Genomic DNA, 14606 nt, shown 5'->3' on the forward strand with positions numbered 1-14606 from the left:
ATATAGTACAACCAAATAAAAAATAAAATAGCTATACTACAAAGTAATTAACAAAGGAAAACTATTATTGTTGAGAACCTTATACTAAGTGTATTTTGGTTTTTTTAAAGATACAACCAGAATCCCAAATATAACTACCATAGCACCAAATAGTTGCAACAAAGTAAGTCTTTCTTCTAGAAAAATAGCTGCTAAAATGATGGTAGAAATTGGACCTACCCCAGCAACAATAGCAAAGTTAGAAGAACTTATCATTTTAATAGAAGTAGAAACCAAAAAAGAAGGAATTACAGTTGCAAAAACTGCAATTAGAAAACCTAAGCCATACACTTCCCAAAGAAAAGCTAAACAAATCAATATGATTAATTATACTATAGTGAATAAACACGCATAAACATGATACAAGCATAGCATTGGCAGTAAACTTTATTACTCCAAATTTTGGAATTAACCAACCGCTACCTACTAAGTAAGAAGCATAAGTTAATGCACTTAAAAGAATAAAAATACCACCAGTAATCGTTTCTTTTCCAGATATATTTACTTCATCCCAAAAGGCTATTACAATTCCTAAATATGTTAAGACAATAGCTGCTGCTTGAATTTTTGTGATTTTTCGTTTTAAAAAAATCTTATTCATCAACAGTACTAGTGTTGGATATAGAAATAATATGATACGTTCTAAACTTGCCTTAATATATGTAAGCCCGACAAAATCAAAATAACTTGCCAAATAATAGCCTACAAAACCAAAAAACACCACCAATAAATAGTCTTTAAGATTTAGTTGTATTGCTTTGTTTTGATTTCGATATACATATGCTATTATTACATAAAAAGGGAAAGAAAACAACATTCTCAATAATAGAATACTAATTGCATCAACATTATAGTTATATGCCAATTTTACCATAACCGCTTTTGAAGAAAACATAACAATTCCCAAAACACCAATACCTACTCCATACCAAAACTGTTTATTTGTTTGCATAAAACGAAGGTATAAAGCTGATTTTAGCAACTCTTAAAAAAAGTTATTGAATTACGATGTCCAATACTATTATTATCCTACTTAAAGGTAAAAAACATAAATAACTACTGTTAAAAGTGAATTATTTCTTGAGAAAGAGATACTTTAGACTTGAGTTTACTTTCACAAATTTTTTCAGCTTCTTTTTTCAACAACTCGTTTCTTGTCTTTAAGAGTTTTTTCATGTAACGTTTTAAAAACAAAACATTGGCTGTTTGACCAAGAATTCCAAGAGGAGATTCAAAATAAAACTTATCAATCATTAATGTTTTATCATTATCAATCTTATGAAAAATATGCTCGTGTCTAAATGATTTAAAAGCCCCTAGAACCATTTCGTCTACAAAATAATTAGGACTTTCAAATTCTGTGATTTTTGAAGTTAAATGCTGAACAAAACCAAAATGCTTAGCCTCCCAACTTACCCATTCTCCAAGTTCTATTAAACCTGTAGTTTTTCCTGCAATTGGTATTTCTCCAGTATGTTTTAATGATTCTTTGTGAATATCAATATTTCTGGCGAGATCAAAACAAGTTTTAGTATCACATTCAATCTCTGTTTTAATTTCAATTAAGGGCATTTTGTAATAATTATCTTTAATTTCAGTCGCTAAACTAACTAAAATCTTACACAAAAGGTAAAATATTACACATTAAATAAGAAGTGCATCACATCTCCATCTTTAACTACATAATTTTTACCCTCAACACGCATTTTCCCAGCTTCTTTTACTTTTGCTTCACTTCCGTAAGACACGTAGTCTTCATAAGCAATAACTTCAGCACGGATAAATCCTTTTTCAAAATCAGTATGAATTACCCCTGCAGCTTGGGGCCCAGTAGCACCAATATCTATAGTCCAAGCACGAACTTCCTTGACACCAGCAGTGAAATAGGTTTGTTGGTTTAGTAGTTTATAAGCTGAACGAATTAATTTAGCTGAACCTGGCTCTTCTAATCCAATATCTTGTAAAAACATTTGACGTTCTTCATAATCGTCCAATTCATTAATATCAGCTTCAGTACCAACTGCTAAAACTAAAACCTCAGCGTTTTCATCTTTAACAGCTTGTTTAACTTTTTCAACATAATCATTTCCTGAAACAGCAGCGCCTTCATCTACATTGCAAACATACATAACAGGTTTGTCGGTAATAAATTGAGAGGGTTTAACAAAAGCCTCATAATCATCTTCAGAAAACTCTAAAGCTCTTACTGAAATTCCAGATTCTAAGCCTGCTTTTATTTTCAATAAAACGGCTTCTTCTTTTTGAGCGTCTTTATTACCTGTTTTTGCAGCACGTTTTACTTTATCTAATTTCTTTTCAGCAGTTTCTAAATCCTTCAACTGCAATTCCATATCGATGGTTTCCTTATCACGAATAGGATCTACATTACCATCAACATGCACAATATTATCGTTATCAAAACACCTTAAAACATGAAGAATTGCATCAGTTTCACGAATATTAGCTAAGAATTGATTCCCTAAACCTTCGCCTTTACTCGCGCCTTTTACTAATCCTGCTATATCAACTATTTCAACTGTTGCTGGAATTACTTTTTCTGGATTTACTAAAGATTCTAATTTCTCTAAACGTGGGTCTGGAACATTTACCACACCAATATTAGGCTCAATTGTACAAAACGGAAAGTTTGCACTTTGCGCTTTTGCATTAGATAAACAATTAAACAACGTTGATTTACCTACGTTTGGTAATCCTACAATTCCTGCTTTCATAATTAATTAATTTTGCGAGTGCAAATGTAGTTAATCTAAAAGAATTTTTAGCAGTTAATCAATGCTAGCAATGAAACTTTATTGATTATATGAAAACATATTTTTTAACTAAACCAGCCATTAGATGATAACTAAAAGTTAAATACTATACTTATCGGTTTTGTGTTCTGTAACATTATTTAACTTGCCTCGTTTTATAAATAGAAACTATCATCATCAAAAAAATGCATTATAAAATCACACTACTTTTATTGCTTTTAGCGCCCCCTCTTTTATCTCAAAACATTACGGCTAAACTTATCGCTAAGGCTACTCAAAATCCAATCCCATATGCCAATATAAAAACAGGTAATTATTCTGGTGTGATATCAAATGACGAAGGCTTTTTTAGTGTTTACGCAGAAGATGAGACTAAAACAATTACTATCTCATGCATGGGCTACGAAAGTAAAACACTAAGTCTAGGAGATATTAAATCTCTAAAATACACTATAGAATTACGGGAAGTTATTAATCAATTAAATGAAGTTTTTATTAGCACTAAAACCCCAAACGTAGATTCTATTATTGCTAAAGTTAAATCTAAACTTGCAGATAATTACAACAATGATTTAAATGAATATAACATCTTTCAACGCACAACAGATCATGTTAATTTTAAAAAATTAGAATTTGAAATTGATAAAGCGTCACATGTTAATAAGAGAGAACTTGAAGCAGTTAATGCGAGTTTAAATAGCCTTGCTACTCAAGTGAAAAATAGTAATATGATCCAGTTTACTGATTTTAAAGGAAAACTTTACAGTTTAAATAAAGACAGTATTAAAATAGAAGTTGAAAAAGCTACTGAATTATTAGATTACAAAAACGATTTTTCAATTGAAAATATACAAGAAAAATCGCAAAAAATTATTTTAAGTTATTTAGATACCACTAAAACCTATAAGCTAAAAACAGGGTTATTTAAAATTGAAGATTCTTTGTCTTTAAATGATGACGATTTTAAAGAAGATGATAAAAACGAATACAAATTATCATTTTTAAATGGAGAAACAAAAGCATTGTTAAGGCGCGCTCAATTTTACAACAATTCTTTTTTAAACATAATATTACATACAGATTGGTACGAATATACTCTTGAAGATGTTGGTTATAACAATGGCGAACTCACATACATCATTAACTTTACTCCCAGGAAAGGAAAAGCGAAATATACTGGGAAAATTTATGTAACTGATGATACTTATGCTATTACAAGAGTAGATTATAATTATTATAAGAACCGACATGGCGAAAAACTAAATTTAAAATTTCTATTGGGGATTAAATACATTTCAAACATAAGTGAAGGGACTGTGATTTTTGAAAAAGACAGTTCTAATACCTACAACCCAAAATATATAAAGCGTACTACAGGAAGTTACTTTTATGTGAGTCGTCCCTTAAAATTTATCGAGAATAGCAAAAACCGCTATAAAGTAAGTTTTGACTTTAAAATTGAAGGCGACAATTTAAATAAACAGGAATTATTAATTACCGCTCATAACAAATTAACGTTTTTAGATTTTCAAGCCGAACGCCAAAAAGAAAAAACGCCTATTACAATTTTGACTAAATATGAGAAATCTGTTTGGGATAGTGAGGCTGTTTTAGAGCCTAGTTTAGAGATGAAAGCTTTTGAGGGTGAAAACTGAAACAAATAATATCACAATTTCGCTCTAATTTTAGCTTCATCGAGATATTGTTTCATTAGTATCACAACATCCTTATTTTTAGGTTTAGAGGCTATATTTATATTCTCATCAGCATCATTTTCTAAATCATACAACATTTCGCCTTCATTCTTTCCAGTATAACTCGTGTAAGTATGCGTTTTAGTTATAATAGCATCTGCACTTAAAAAACGACTGTACGCGTAATCTCTAAAACTTTTCTTTGGATTATTAAATAATTTTTTAAAACTTTCTCCTTGTAAATGCTCAGGTTTTTCTAATCCCACCAAATCGCAAAGTGTTGGATAAATATCTACAGATTCTACAATAGCATTAGTCTTTAAGCCTTTATAATTTTTGGGTAACTTAATTATTAGAGGCACACGCATAGAATGATGCATGGTGTTATGCTTACCCCAAAACTCATGTTCTCCTAAATTCCAACCATGGTCTCCCCAAAGCACAACAATAGTATTTTCTGCAAAACCTGAAGCCTCTAGTTGCTCCAACACATCTCCAATAAGTGAATCTATATAACTTACAGATGCAAAATATCCATGCTTCATCATTTTATGAAAATCATCAGATTTAGATTTTAAACTATCTAAATAGTAACTATAACGTTCTCCGCTACCTCGTAACGCTTTTGGTGCATCCTTTGGTCTAAACCTGTTTTCTGCTAATTCAATGGAATCTCTATTGTATAAATCCCAATACTTTTTTGGTGCATAAAATGGTAAATGCGGGCGAATAAAACCACAAGCAATAAAAAACGGCTCATTAGTTTTACTTGCATTTTTAATGTGCGCTTTTGTTTTTCTTGCAAACTCTCCATCAGGATAAGCTGAGTCTGGCACATCAGGAAACTCGTAAATTCGCCCTCTTCCTCTTTTACTTAATACTTTATAAGTTGATGGATCTAAGGCTTTTAAAAAACTTTCTTTACCAGAAGTCCCCATAAAATTGGGAGTAGTCCAGCTTTTGTTTCAGTATCAGTTCTATCATGAAACACTTTTCCAACAGAATATGTGTTATAGCCATTTTCTTTAAATAACTGTGGTAATGTTTTTATATTTGGTGCATCCTCAGACGCTTTAGAATCGTATTGTACAAATCTAGTTTTAGTAGGTAAAATACCTGTTAGCAAACTAGCTCTTGAAGCACCACAAACTGGAATATTACAATAAGCCCTATTAAACTGAAGGCTGTTTGCGGCTAACTTATCTATGTTGGGCGACTTTATTTGAGTCGCTCCATAAGCACCTAGCTCTGGTCTTAAATCATCCACAAAAACAAATAGCACATTGAGTTTTTCTTCACTTTGTGGTCTACATGATGCTAGACTAAAGAAAACTAATAAAATACTTATTAAAGTGATTTTCATTTGATATGCGTTATTATTTTAAAAAATTAACTTGTTAAAATGCAAGTTCTTTTTATTTAAAGTAAACTACCATTTCAAAATCCATTTCATAATATTTTCCTCCAATTCAAACTGCATTCGTTTTATTCGACTTTTTAAAACTAGATAAGGTACACCTAAGAGGATTAGAGATTGAATAAATACTGTAGTTAGAACAGAAATAATTGGTTCTTTTTTTCAATCAATGTAAATGAAACGAAATACATAAAAAAAACCACTATCAAAATATAAATTGAAGTTTTCAATAAACTCATACCAATTACTTCTGTATTCATATAAAGGACTTCTCCTTTCTGTCTAAAAACACCTTTAACAATTGATGAGTTTTTATTGAAATTGATAAATCGTTTTCGCTTCCTAATTTCAAATCCATTAAAATCTATCTGTCCTATATATGTGTTTTTACTTGAAGAGAAATATTCATTTAAATTAAAAACGCTTTTTGTGGTAGTAACATCAATATTTTCTTTAAAAATTTTTATACAATCACTCCTGTCAAGAGGAATTACAACAGAATAATCTTTAATCAATTTAATTTTCTTTAAAAACTCTTTCATTTTACTATTATTAGTAAATATAATAAATTTTACATCTGTAAAAAGCAAAAAAGTCCCAAGCTAAAACTCGGGATTCATCAATAATCGTCAATTTTCAATTTCTATTAATCAATTATGGACTTCTATTTCTTCCAAAACTATGTTACTCCATCCACCATAGCTTCCAACACCATAAACATAATTAGTTAATTCTACATCGCTATAAGCACAGCCGTCGTAAATTTCTACACCTAACTCTACCATTCCCATGAGTCTTCAACAAAATGCCAACTAAATACGTGAGTTGCATTTTTATTGCAACCTAAACTCCCCTGCTCTATTTCACCTAATGGAAAAAGCTTTCTATCTTCTAAAGATATTTTTAACTGGTTTAAACATTGTTGAATAACTTTTGAATTTGATGTTGCGGCTACAAACGAAGTGTCTTGCCAATTACCATGACTATTTTCAGGACAACTTTTAAACCTAAAGTAGCGCTTTAATACTTCAGGTGTGTTATTGTCATCATCATTATTACATGATGTAAGCATAATTCCAAAACCGTAAATAATGACACTTAATTTTAAAAAAATCTCTTCATCTTGATTTTTTTTAATACTATCATAATTCATTATTTACTCTGTTTTGAAATATCCCTGAATAGAAACATATCTTTTAATTTACTTGAAGCTCCATTATAAAAACCAGTTTCCTTTTCATAGTTTTTCGGATTTTGAAATGTGCCAAAAACCATATCTATTAATGGTAAATCAGAATAATTTTTTTATGAATCCCTCTACCATGATGTATAGAATGACTTTCTGGGCGTTGCACTATAAAACCTATCCAGCGAGGAGTTTTAATATTAGCATGTTGAAAAAAGGCAAGGAAGTTTATAATAAAAAGCAAAGGTGTTATAGATTGAGCCGACAACCCTAAAAGTAGTGCAAAACTTACGCTTCCAACAAGTGTAAATCCAATCATATCTAAAGGACTATGAAATAAGGAACCATAAGCATCCATACGTTCTGCACTATGGTGCACCTGATGAAATGTACGCCATAAAAAATCATATTTATGCATGGTTATATGATATAGATATATTACCAATTCATATACAAAAAAACCTATTATTAAGCTTGTAAAAAACCCTAAATGTGTTAAATCAAATACTTGAAATTTAGTGAGAAAAGGATCAATGAAAATTGGTAAATAAGAAGCAACAAAAAAGAAAGTAAAGAAGAAAACAAGTCCTTTAATTCTCCAAAATTTCACTTTAGGAAGTTTTCTAGCTGGAAAAATTTCTTCCCATAAAATTAAAAGTCCGTATGATGCTAAGATATAAAGCGATAATGGATCGAGTAATAGTTCTAAAGGTGTCGGTAATTCTGATAAAAAAGATTGCATAACTAATATTTTAATAATTGAAATGCTAAACTAGGAGCAATACAAGTATTAAAATAAAAATTAGACTTGACCTATGTTAGGAATTTAATTTATTCCTAATTCTACTCAAACTTTCAGGGTGTATGCCTAAGTATTTAGCTATTTTATTAACTGGAATGTTAGATAAATATTTAGAATGAGTCTTAAACATTTCCTCATAACGCTCTTCTGCCGTTTTTGATAAAAAATCTTTTTCGCGTTTAGCTTTTCTAATATAAGCCTGTTCTATCACTATACGACCTAGACTATTGGCTTTAAAAGATGTTTTATAAGCATCCTGCAAAGCTTTATATGTAACTTTCTCTAGACTACACTCGGTTAAAGCTATTACTTGAACATCCGCAGGTTGTTGCGTTAAAAAGAGGTTAATGCAGCTACCATTTCATTTTCAAAAAAAGTCAACTACCTTTTCCGTCATATAACTTTTAATATTCAATTCAACAATACCGTTATTTATAAAGTAAACAGCTGATTCTATTTTATTATAATCCGTTATAATTTGTCCTTTTTAAAAAAACTGGCTCTACTGCATATGGCAAATCATCGTATGAGTTACAATCTGTATTCAAAACCATATTATAAAATTCTAAAAAAGTCATATTAATAAATCAACTTTAAAATTAAAGTTTTTAAATTCATTATTTAAATTTGAAGCAAAAAAATCCCAAGCCAAAGCTCAGGATTAATTTTATAATTTAATGTCGGTTATCAACCTTAATTAACCATCAGGATGCATAAACTTCTGCTTCGCTAATAATTCTTCTTCAGTTTCCACAACATCCTCATCAGGCACACAACAATCTACAGGACAAACTGCAGCACATTGTGGCTCATCATGAAAACCTTTACACTCTGTACATTTATCTGGTACAATGTAGTAAAGCTCATCACTTACAGGTTCTTGAGCTTCATCTGCATCAACTTCGTTACCATTAGTAAGTACAACTGTACCTTCTAAACTTGTACCATCTTTGTAGCGCCAATCATCTGCACCTTCATATATTGCCGTATTTGGGCACTCAGGTTCGCAAGCACCACAATTTATACATTCGTCTGTTATTATAATTGCCATAGTAATTTTTATCTTTTAAAATTCAAGAACTCTATGTAGAATCCTTAAATTTGCAGTTGCAAAAATAAAGCCAAAACCATTCATAACCAAATTAAGGATGCTATTACAAGAAAGAATTAACGCTTTTGTAAAATTAGGAGATTTTTTAAGGCAATTTTCTAACGAAGTTGTCCAAAAAGATGATAATGTTGAACATAACGATATTTTCTTTGACGGCTTTAAACATCAACTTAAATTAGCTCAAGAACACAATGGATGGTTTACCAATGAAAATATCACGTTTGCTATAGACTCTTGGTCTACTGCTTTAACCTCAGAAAACATTTCTAAATGGCTTGAACCATATAACATAAACGAAACTGAACAAAAAACTGTTGCTATAATTATGGCTGGAAATATTCCGCTAGTTGGGTTTCACGATTTCTTGTCTGTACTTATTTCTGGGCATGATGTATTGGTAAAACAATCTTCAAACGATAAACATTTACTACCTTATTTAGCTAAATATTTAGAATATGTTGACAACAATTTCAAAGAAAAAATAACTTTTTCTGAAAAAAAACTAGAGAATTTTGAGGCTGTAATTGCCACAGGAAGTAATAATACAGCACGCTATTTTGAATATTACTTTAAGGAGAAACCTTCAATTATAAGAAACAACAGAAATTCGGTTGCTGTTTTAACTGGAAACGAAACACCTGAAGATTTGCAACACCTATCTGAAGATATTTTTAGATACTATGGTTTAGGATGTAGAAACGTTTCGAAATTATTTGTACCAAAAAACTACGATTTTACAGGTTTTTTTGAAGCTATGTATCATTGGCACCCTATCATCGATAAAGCAAAATACGCTAACAATTATGATTATAATAAAGCGGTGTATTTAATGAGCGAATTTGATATGTTAGAAAACGGTTTCTTTATGATTAAAGAAGACGAAAGTTATGCATCGCCCATAGCCACAGCCTTTTATGAATATTACGAAAACGTTGAACAATTAAAGCAAAAATTAAAAACGGATACACAACAAATTCAATGTATCGTTTCAAAAGGTTTTACTGAAAATGAAATTCCTTTTGGTCATACTCAAAAACCGCAACTTTGGGATTATGCGGATAGTGTAGATTCTATTAAATTTTTATTATCGATTTGACGAAAAAATTATTGAATTCTTAACAGAAAATACTGAATTAATTAGCAACTTTGCATCTTTAAATTTTACTAAAAAAAATGAAAAAACATAACTTTAGCGCAGGACCTAGTATTTTACCACCAGAAGTATTATTAAAAGCTTCTCAAGCCGTTGTTGATTTAGACGATAGTGGATTATCTTTAATAGAAATATCACACAGAAGCAAAGCTTTTGTTGACATTATGGAAAACGCTAGAGCTTTGGCTTTAGAGTTACTTGGTCTAGAAGGTAAAGGCTATAAAGCGTTGTTTTTACAAGGTGGTGCAAGTACGCAGTTTTTGATGGTGGCACTTAATTTATTAGAAAAAAGAGCCGGTTACCTAAACTCTGGAGCTTGGGCTGCTAAAGCAATCAAAGAAGCTAAAATTTACGATGATGTTTATGAAGTTGGTTCTTCTAAAGATGCTAATTATAATTACATACCTAAAGGATATGAAATTCCTGAAGATTATGATTATTTTCATTGTACATCCAATAATACCATTTACGGAACGCAAATGAAATCGTTTCCAAAAACTGATATTCCTTTGGTTTGTGATATGAGTAGTGATATCTTTTCTCGTACTCTAGATTTTACACAATTTGGTTTAATTTATGCTGGTGCTCAAAAAAATATGGGACCTTCAGGAACTACTTTAGTTATTGTAAGAGAAGATATTCTAGGTAAAGTATCACGTAAAATTCCATCAATGATGGATTATAAAGTACACATCGACAAAGGCAGTATGTTTAATACACCTCCTGTATTCCCTATTTATACATCTATGTTAACGTTAGAATGGTTAAAAGCACAAGGTGGCATTGCAGGTATTGCTAAAGAAAATGAAAAGAAATCTCGTTTAATGTATTCAGAAATAGACTTAAATCCGTTGTTTAAAGGATTTGCTTCTAAAGAAGATAGATCTGATATGAATGCTACATTCACATTAGAGAACGAAAATTTAAAAGATACTTTTGAAACTATGCTTAAAGAAGCAGGTGTTAGTGGTGTAAATGGACACAGAAGTGTTGGAGGCTACAGAGCTTCAATGTATAATGCAATGCCACTAGATAGTGTGAAAGTATTGGTTGAAGTAATGAGTGAATTAGAGAGTAAAGCTTAAAAAGTCTCAGTAGATAGTTGGAATTTTCAGTTACTCACTCAGATTAACAATATAAAAATAATTAAAAACTAAAATTTATCAGATGTAACTTCAAAACGTTACACTTTTAAACTTCTAAACTTAAACAATGAAAGTATTAGCAAACGATGGTGTTTCTCAAAGTGGTATTGACGCTTTAGAAAAAGGTGGTTACGAAGTAATTACAACTACTGTAGCGCAAGAACAATTAATAAACTATATCAACGAAAAAGATATTACGGTTTTATTAGTACGAAGTGCAACAACTGTTCGTAAAGATTTAATTGATGCCTGCCCTGGTTTAAAGATTATTGGTCGTGGTGGAGTTGGTATGGATAATATTGATGTGGAGTACGCACGCCAAAAAGGCTTAAGCGTTATAAACACACCTGCAGCGTCTTCACATTCAGTTGCTGAATTGGTATTTGGTCACTTATACGGTTTGGCTCGTTTTTTACATAACTCAAACAGAGATATGCCTTTAGAAGGCGATAGTAATTTCAAAGGCCTAAAAAAGCTTATGCAAAAGGAACTGAGCTTAAAGGAAAGACTTTAGGTGTCTTAGGTTTTGGTCGTATTGGTCAAGCAACTGCTAAAGTGGCTCTTGGTGCTGGAATGAAAGTTGTCGCTTTCGATCCGTTTTTAGAAAAAACTGATTTAGAATTAGAGTTCTTTGATGGTCAAAAAGTAAACTTTGAAATCAAAACAATTTCTAAAGAAGATGTTTTAAAACAATCAGATTTTATCACACTTCACGTTCCTGCTCAAAAGGATTATGTTATAGATGAAGCTGAATTCAATATGATGAAAGATGGCGTTATAATCGCAAATGCTGCACGTGGTGGTGTACTTAATGAAGTTGCACTAGTTAAAGCTATTGAAAGCGGAAAAGTTGCGAGAGCTGCTTTAGATGTTTTTGAAAAAGAACCAAAACCAGAAATGCAATTATTGATGAATTCTGCATTATCATTAACACCGCATACTGGAGCTGCAACTAACGAAGCCCAAGATAGAATTGGCACAGAACTAGCATCACAAATTATTAGTATTTTGGGATAGATTCTCTAAAATGTGACCTAAATAGAATTAATGAGTCCTAACTATAGAAGTTGGGACTTTTTTTGTACATTAAGCATCCATTTCACAAACTATATTAATTAAAAACACACACAAACATGTCTGGAATTTTAGATTTATTAAGCAGCGACCTAGGAAAAACTATAATTAGCGGAGTAGCAGGTTCAACAGGAAACGACACAAACAAAACAAGTAGCGTATTAACAATGGCGTTACCTGTATTAATGAAAGCAATGCAACGTAACGCTGCAACACCTCAAGGTGCAGAAGGGCTTATGGGTGCGTTAAGCGGTAAGCACGATGGCAGTATCTTAGATAATCTAGGTGGATTATTTGGCGGTGGTGTTGATGATAATGTAAAGCAAGATGGCTCAAAAATACTAGGTCATGTTTTAGGAGGAAGACAACAAGGTGTTGAAAAAATTATAGGAGAAAAATCTGGTTTAGATGCTGGTGCTGTTGGAAATATATTAAAAGTTGCTGCACCAATTTTAATGGGTGTTTTAGGAAAACAAACCAGACAACAAAATGTAAGTTCTTCAAATGGTATTGGAGACTTATTAGGAGGATTACTTGGCGGAAGTTCAGCTCAAAAAGAACAAAGCTTTTTAGAATCTATTCTTGATGCTGATGGAGATGGTAGCGTTGTTGATGATGTTGCTGGAATGGTTCTAGGAAACGCAAGCAAAAAAGGTGGTCTTGGTGGACTTTTAGGTGGTCTTTTCGGAGGAAAATAAACCTTATTGTACATATAAATAATAAAAATGCCAAATCTAATGATTTGGCATTTTTTGTTAAAAACACTTAAAAACAAACACTTGCGGAATGATTTTTGTAATTTCAATACTAAAATTACGTTAACTAGTTGAAATAGGCTATTCACTCATTTATACTTTTTAAAACTGGACTTTAGAGATACTTTTGAGGTATAAACAAAAACATATAATCATGAAAAATACTATTTACATCCTACTCATTAGTTTATTTCTTTTTAATTGTAATACTTCAAAAAAAGTAGTTTCAAAAAAAGACAACAAATTAGCAACTGCGAAACAAAATGATACTGTTAGGATTGCAAATGACGAATTAGAATATGAAATAATCATCATAGATCCGGGATTTGCTACTTGGTTAGTTTCTACTGCAAGACAAGAAGGCTTTTACACGCAACAGTATATGGAAACTAGAAATAGAATATATGTTATTGAGTGGAACCAACGTGTACAACAACCTTTTCGTTTCGATCCTAATTTGTACGAACTTCGAATAGATTACGAACAAAATATCGACTATGGCTACGAGGTAAATTATAAGCTCTACAATTACTTTATTTACTTTCAACAAAAATACAATCAAAGATTAGGACCATTTATTCCTAGAATTTAATTTCATTTTAATAGTTTTGCATCACAAATTGTTGATGTGAAAAAATTTAAAGAAAATTGGGAGATTGTTAGTAACTGGCAACTCATATTCCCAATATTAGGAATATTTGCTTTAGGCTACTCCGCTTTTAAGTTATCCTCTTTATTTTTAAAAGAATACCATATTGCATTTAATCTAGGGTTAAGTGCAATTATCTTTTTTGTGCTTTTGAAGCTCACTCTATTTATATTTTCCAAATTAGAAAAAAAATGGGATGTTAATTCTAGATGGGAATTAATAAGTATTTTTCTAGTATTTGCAATTACAGGCTCTTCTTCAGTTTTTGTTAGTAGACCATTAATTAAACTTGCTGGTATTAATAAAGAAAATTTACCCATCTTTGCATATTGGGTATTGTATATTATAATTGGTTTTATTTTCTATCAAATTTTATTGGTAGCTATTGGCTGGTTATTTGGTCAATATAAATTCTTTTGGGAATTTGAAAAGAAAATGTTACGCAGACTAGGTTTAAAACGTTTTGTGGATTAATGCATGAATTAAAAAAACATATCGTTTTTAGAGTATTTGCCTTAATTTTGGCAACAACATTGTTTGCGCCAACTATTATAAAATTTGCACACGTGTTTTCGCATCATGAGCATAAAGTATGTTCTGGAGATGAATCAACTCACTACCATCAGGTAGATTTAGACTGTGAATTTCAGAAATTCCAACTAAATACTAATTTTTTATTACCGCTTGAAAACGATAATTGGCCAGACACTTCTTATCCATATCAAGTATTCACATTAACATACAAATTCCTTAATAATCATCGGCAATTATCTTTCTCTTTAAGAGGGCCACCTGCTTTAGTTTAAATCC

The 14606-nt window shown here is 31.0% G+C and carries 19 protein-coding genes and 1 pseudogene; 8 read left to right on the forward strand and 12 right to left on the reverse strand.

Features of this window, described 5'->3' with window-relative positions; genetic code table 11:
• Positions 1-84: 84 nt before the first annotated feature.
• From AC0L5U_RS06210 to ychF, 4 genes are all read right to left on the reverse strand, one after another.
• Positions 85-330 (reverse strand): EamA family transporter, encoded by a 246-nt coding sequence (locus AC0L5U_RS06210; protein WP_473415287.1) that lies wholly within the window; start codon positions 328-330, stop codon positions 85-87.
• Entirely contained in the window at positions 257-991 is a 735-nt protein-coding gene (locus AC0L5U_RS06215; RefSeq protein WP_473415288.1) for a DMT family transporter, read from the reverse strand. Before AC0L5U_RS06215 ends, AC0L5U_RS06210 begins: the two co-directional genes overlap by 74 nt.
• 110 nt (positions 992-1101) lie before the next feature.
• Positions 1102-1665 carry an SRPBCC family protein gene (locus tag AC0L5U_RS06220; protein ID WP_473415290.1) on the reverse strand — a complete coding sequence of 188 codons (564 nt, stop codon included), beginning with the start codon at positions 1663-1665 and terminating at the stop codon, positions 1102-1104.
• Between the two features lie 11 nt (positions 1666-1676).
• A complete protein-coding gene (ychF, locus tag AC0L5U_RS06225) occupies positions 1677-2771 on the reverse strand; it encodes a redox-regulated ATPase YchF (protein WP_473415292.1) in 1095 nt (364 codons plus the stop codon).
• A 224-nt stretch (positions 2772-2995) separates the two neighbouring features.
• On the opposite strand from ychF, the gene AC0L5U_RS06230 reads away from it, so the two are divergent.
• The gene (locus AC0L5U_RS06230; protein WP_473415293.1) at positions 2996-4465 is read left to right on the forward strand and encodes a carboxypeptidase-like regulatory domain-containing protein; all 1470 of its coding nucleotides are present in this window, start codon (positions 2996-2998) and stop codon (positions 4463-4465) included.
• A gap of 11 nt (positions 4466-4476) precedes the next feature.
• Here AC0L5U_RS06230 and AC0L5U_RS06235 read toward each other — a convergent pair whose 3' ends face one another.
• From AC0L5U_RS06235 to AC0L5U_RS06270, 8 genes are all read right to left on the reverse strand, one after another.
• Positions 4477-5442, reverse strand: a complete 966-nt coding sequence (locus tag AC0L5U_RS06235; RefSeq protein WP_473415295.1) for a sulfatase-like hydrolase/transferase — start codon at positions 5440-5442, stop codon at positions 4477-4479.
• Positions 5412-5867: a sulfatase-like hydrolase/transferase gene (locus tag AC0L5U_RS06240; protein WP_473415297.1), complete on the reverse strand. Its 456-nt coding sequence runs from the start codon at positions 5865-5867 to the stop codon at positions 5412-5414. Before AC0L5U_RS06240 ends, AC0L5U_RS06235 begins: the two co-directional genes overlap by 31 nt.
• Positions 5868-6055: 188 nt before the next feature.
• On the reverse strand, positions 6056-6463 hold the full coding sequence (locus AC0L5U_RS06245) for a hypothetical protein (protein ID WP_473415298.1): 408 nt from the start codon (positions 6461-6463) through the stop codon (positions 6056-6058).
• A 108-nt stretch (positions 6464-6571) separates the two neighbouring features.
• Complete coding sequence (locus tag AC0L5U_RS06250) at positions 6572-6706, reverse strand: hypothetical protein (protein ID WP_473415300.1); 135 nt, start codon at positions 6704-6706, stop codon at positions 6572-6574.
• Positions 6700-7074: a hypothetical protein gene (locus AC0L5U_RS06255; protein WP_473415301.1), complete on the reverse strand. Its 375-nt coding sequence runs from the start codon at positions 7072-7074 to the stop codon at positions 6700-6702. The genes AC0L5U_RS06250 and AC0L5U_RS06255 overlap by 7 nt, the downstream gene beginning before the upstream one ends.
• A 127-nt stretch (positions 7075-7201) precedes the next feature.
• Positions 7202-7849, reverse strand: a complete 648-nt coding sequence (locus tag AC0L5U_RS06260) for a sterol desaturase family protein (RefSeq protein WP_473415302.1) — start codon at positions 7847-7849, stop codon at positions 7202-7204.
• A gap of 76 nt (positions 7850-7925) precedes the next feature.
• Complete coding sequence (locus AC0L5U_RS06265) at positions 7926-8171, reverse strand: hypothetical protein (RefSeq protein ID WP_473415303.1); 246 nt, start codon at positions 8169-8171, stop codon at positions 7926-7928.
• Positions 8172-8606: 435 nt separating this feature from the next.
• Positions 8607-8960 (reverse strand): 4Fe-4S dicluster domain-containing protein, encoded by a 354-nt coding sequence (locus AC0L5U_RS06270; RefSeq protein WP_189362346.1) that lies wholly within the window; start codon positions 8958-8960, stop codon positions 8607-8609.
• A 97-nt stretch (positions 8961-9057) separates the two neighbouring features.
• On the opposite strand from AC0L5U_RS06270, the gene AC0L5U_RS06275 reads away from it, so the two are divergent.
• The 7 genes and pseudogenes from AC0L5U_RS06275 to AC0L5U_RS06305 all read left to right on the forward strand — a co-directional run bounded on the left by AC0L5U_RS06275 (position 9058) and on the right by AC0L5U_RS06305 (position 14602).
• Positions 9058-10116: an acyl-CoA reductase gene (locus AC0L5U_RS06275; RefSeq protein ID WP_473415305.1), complete on the forward strand. Its 1059-nt coding sequence runs from the start codon at positions 9058-9060 to the stop codon at positions 10114-10116.
• A gap of 77 nt (positions 10117-10193) precedes the next feature.
• Complete coding sequence (gene serC / locus AC0L5U_RS06280) at positions 10194-11258, forward strand: 3-phosphoserine/phosphohydroxythreonine transaminase (RefSeq protein WP_473415307.1); 1065 nt, start codon at positions 10194-10196, stop codon at positions 11256-11258.
• 127 nt (positions 11259-11385) lie between these two features.
• Positions 11386-12335 (forward strand): annotated as a pseudogene (locus AC0L5U_RS06285) (D-2-hydroxyacid dehydrogenase).
• A 116-nt stretch (positions 12336-12451) separates the two neighbouring features.
• Complete coding sequence (locus tag AC0L5U_RS06290; RefSeq protein WP_473415308.1) at positions 12452-13090, forward strand: DUF937 domain-containing protein; 639 nt, start codon at positions 12452-12454, stop codon at positions 13088-13090.
• A gap of 211 nt (positions 13091-13301) precedes the next feature.
• Positions 13302-13739 carry a DUF6146 family protein gene (locus tag AC0L5U_RS06295; RefSeq protein WP_473415309.1) on the forward strand — a complete coding sequence of 146 codons (438 nt, stop codon included), beginning with the start codon at positions 13302-13304 and terminating at the stop codon, positions 13737-13739.
• A 36-nt stretch (positions 13740-13775) separates the two neighbouring features.
• Positions 13776-14270, forward strand: a complete 495-nt coding sequence (locus tag AC0L5U_RS06300; RefSeq protein ID WP_473415310.1) for a DUF6787 family protein — start codon at positions 13776-13778, stop codon at positions 14268-14270.
• Complete coding sequence (locus tag AC0L5U_RS06305) at positions 14270-14602, forward strand: hypothetical protein (protein ID WP_473415311.1); 333 nt, start codon at positions 14270-14272, stop codon at positions 14600-14602. Before AC0L5U_RS06300 ends, AC0L5U_RS06305 begins: the two co-directional genes overlap by 1 nt.
• Positions 14603-14606: the final 4 nt, after the last annotated feature.

The sequence above is a fragment of the Jejuia sp. G7-7 genome (assembly GCF_055808955.1).

Bases quoted from the DNA above. Each gene is read 5' to 3' on its own strand.
- AC0L5U_RS06215 (WP_473415288.1), bottom strand. From the start codon at position 991: ATGCAAACAAATAAACAGTTTTGGTATGGAGTAGGTATTGGTGTTTTG.
- ychF (WP_473415292.1), bottom strand. From the start codon at position 2,771: ATGAAAGCAGGAATTGTAGGATTACCAAACGTAGGTAAATCAACGTTG.
- AC0L5U_RS06230 (WP_473415293.1), top strand. From the start codon at position 2,996: ATGCATTATAAAATCACACTACTTTTATTGCTTTTAGCGCCCCCTCTT.
- AC0L5U_RS06235 (WP_473415295.1), bottom strand. From the start codon at position 5,442: ATGGGGACTTCTGGTAAAGAAAGTTTTTTAAAAGCCTTAGATCCATCA.
- AC0L5U_RS06240 (WP_473415297.1), bottom strand. From the start codon at position 5,867: ATGAAAATCACTTTAATAAGTATTTTATTAGTTTTCTTTAGTCTAGCA.
- AC0L5U_RS06245 (WP_473415298.1), bottom strand. From the start codon at position 6,463: ATGAAAGAGTTTTTAAAGAAAATTAAATTGATTAAAGATTATTCTGTT.
- AC0L5U_RS06250 (WP_473415300.1), bottom strand. From the start codon at position 6,706: ATGGTAGAGTTAGGTGTAGAAATTTACGACGGCTGTGCTTATAGCGAT.
- AC0L5U_RS06255 (WP_473415301.1), bottom strand. From the start codon at position 7,074: ATGAATTATGATAGTATTAAAAAAAATCAAGATGAAGAGATTTTTTTA.
- AC0L5U_RS06260 (WP_473415302.1), bottom strand. From the start codon at position 7,849: ATGCAATCTTTTTTATCAGAATTACCGACACCTTTAGAACTATTACTC.
- AC0L5U_RS06270 (WP_189362346.1), bottom strand. From the start codon at position 8,960: ATGGCAATTATAATAACAGACGAATGTATAAATTGTGGTGCTTGCGAA.
- AC0L5U_RS06275 (WP_473415305.1), top strand. From the start codon at position 9,058: ATGCTATTACAAGAAAGAATTAACGCTTTTGTAAAATTAGGAGATTTT.
- serC (WP_473415307.1), top strand. From the start codon at position 10,194: ATGAAAAAACATAACTTTAGCGCAGGACCTAGTATTTTACCACCAGAA.
- AC0L5U_RS06290 (WP_473415308.1), top strand. From the start codon at position 12,452: ATGTCTGGAATTTTAGATTTATTAAGCAGCGACCTAGGAAAAACTATA.
- AC0L5U_RS06295 (WP_473415309.1), top strand. From the start codon at position 13,302: ATGAAAAATACTATTTACATCCTACTCATTAGTTTATTTCTTTTTAAT.
- AC0L5U_RS06305 (WP_473415311.1), top strand. From the start codon at position 14,270: ATGCATGAATTAAAAAAACATATCGTTTTTAGAGTATTTGCCTTAATT.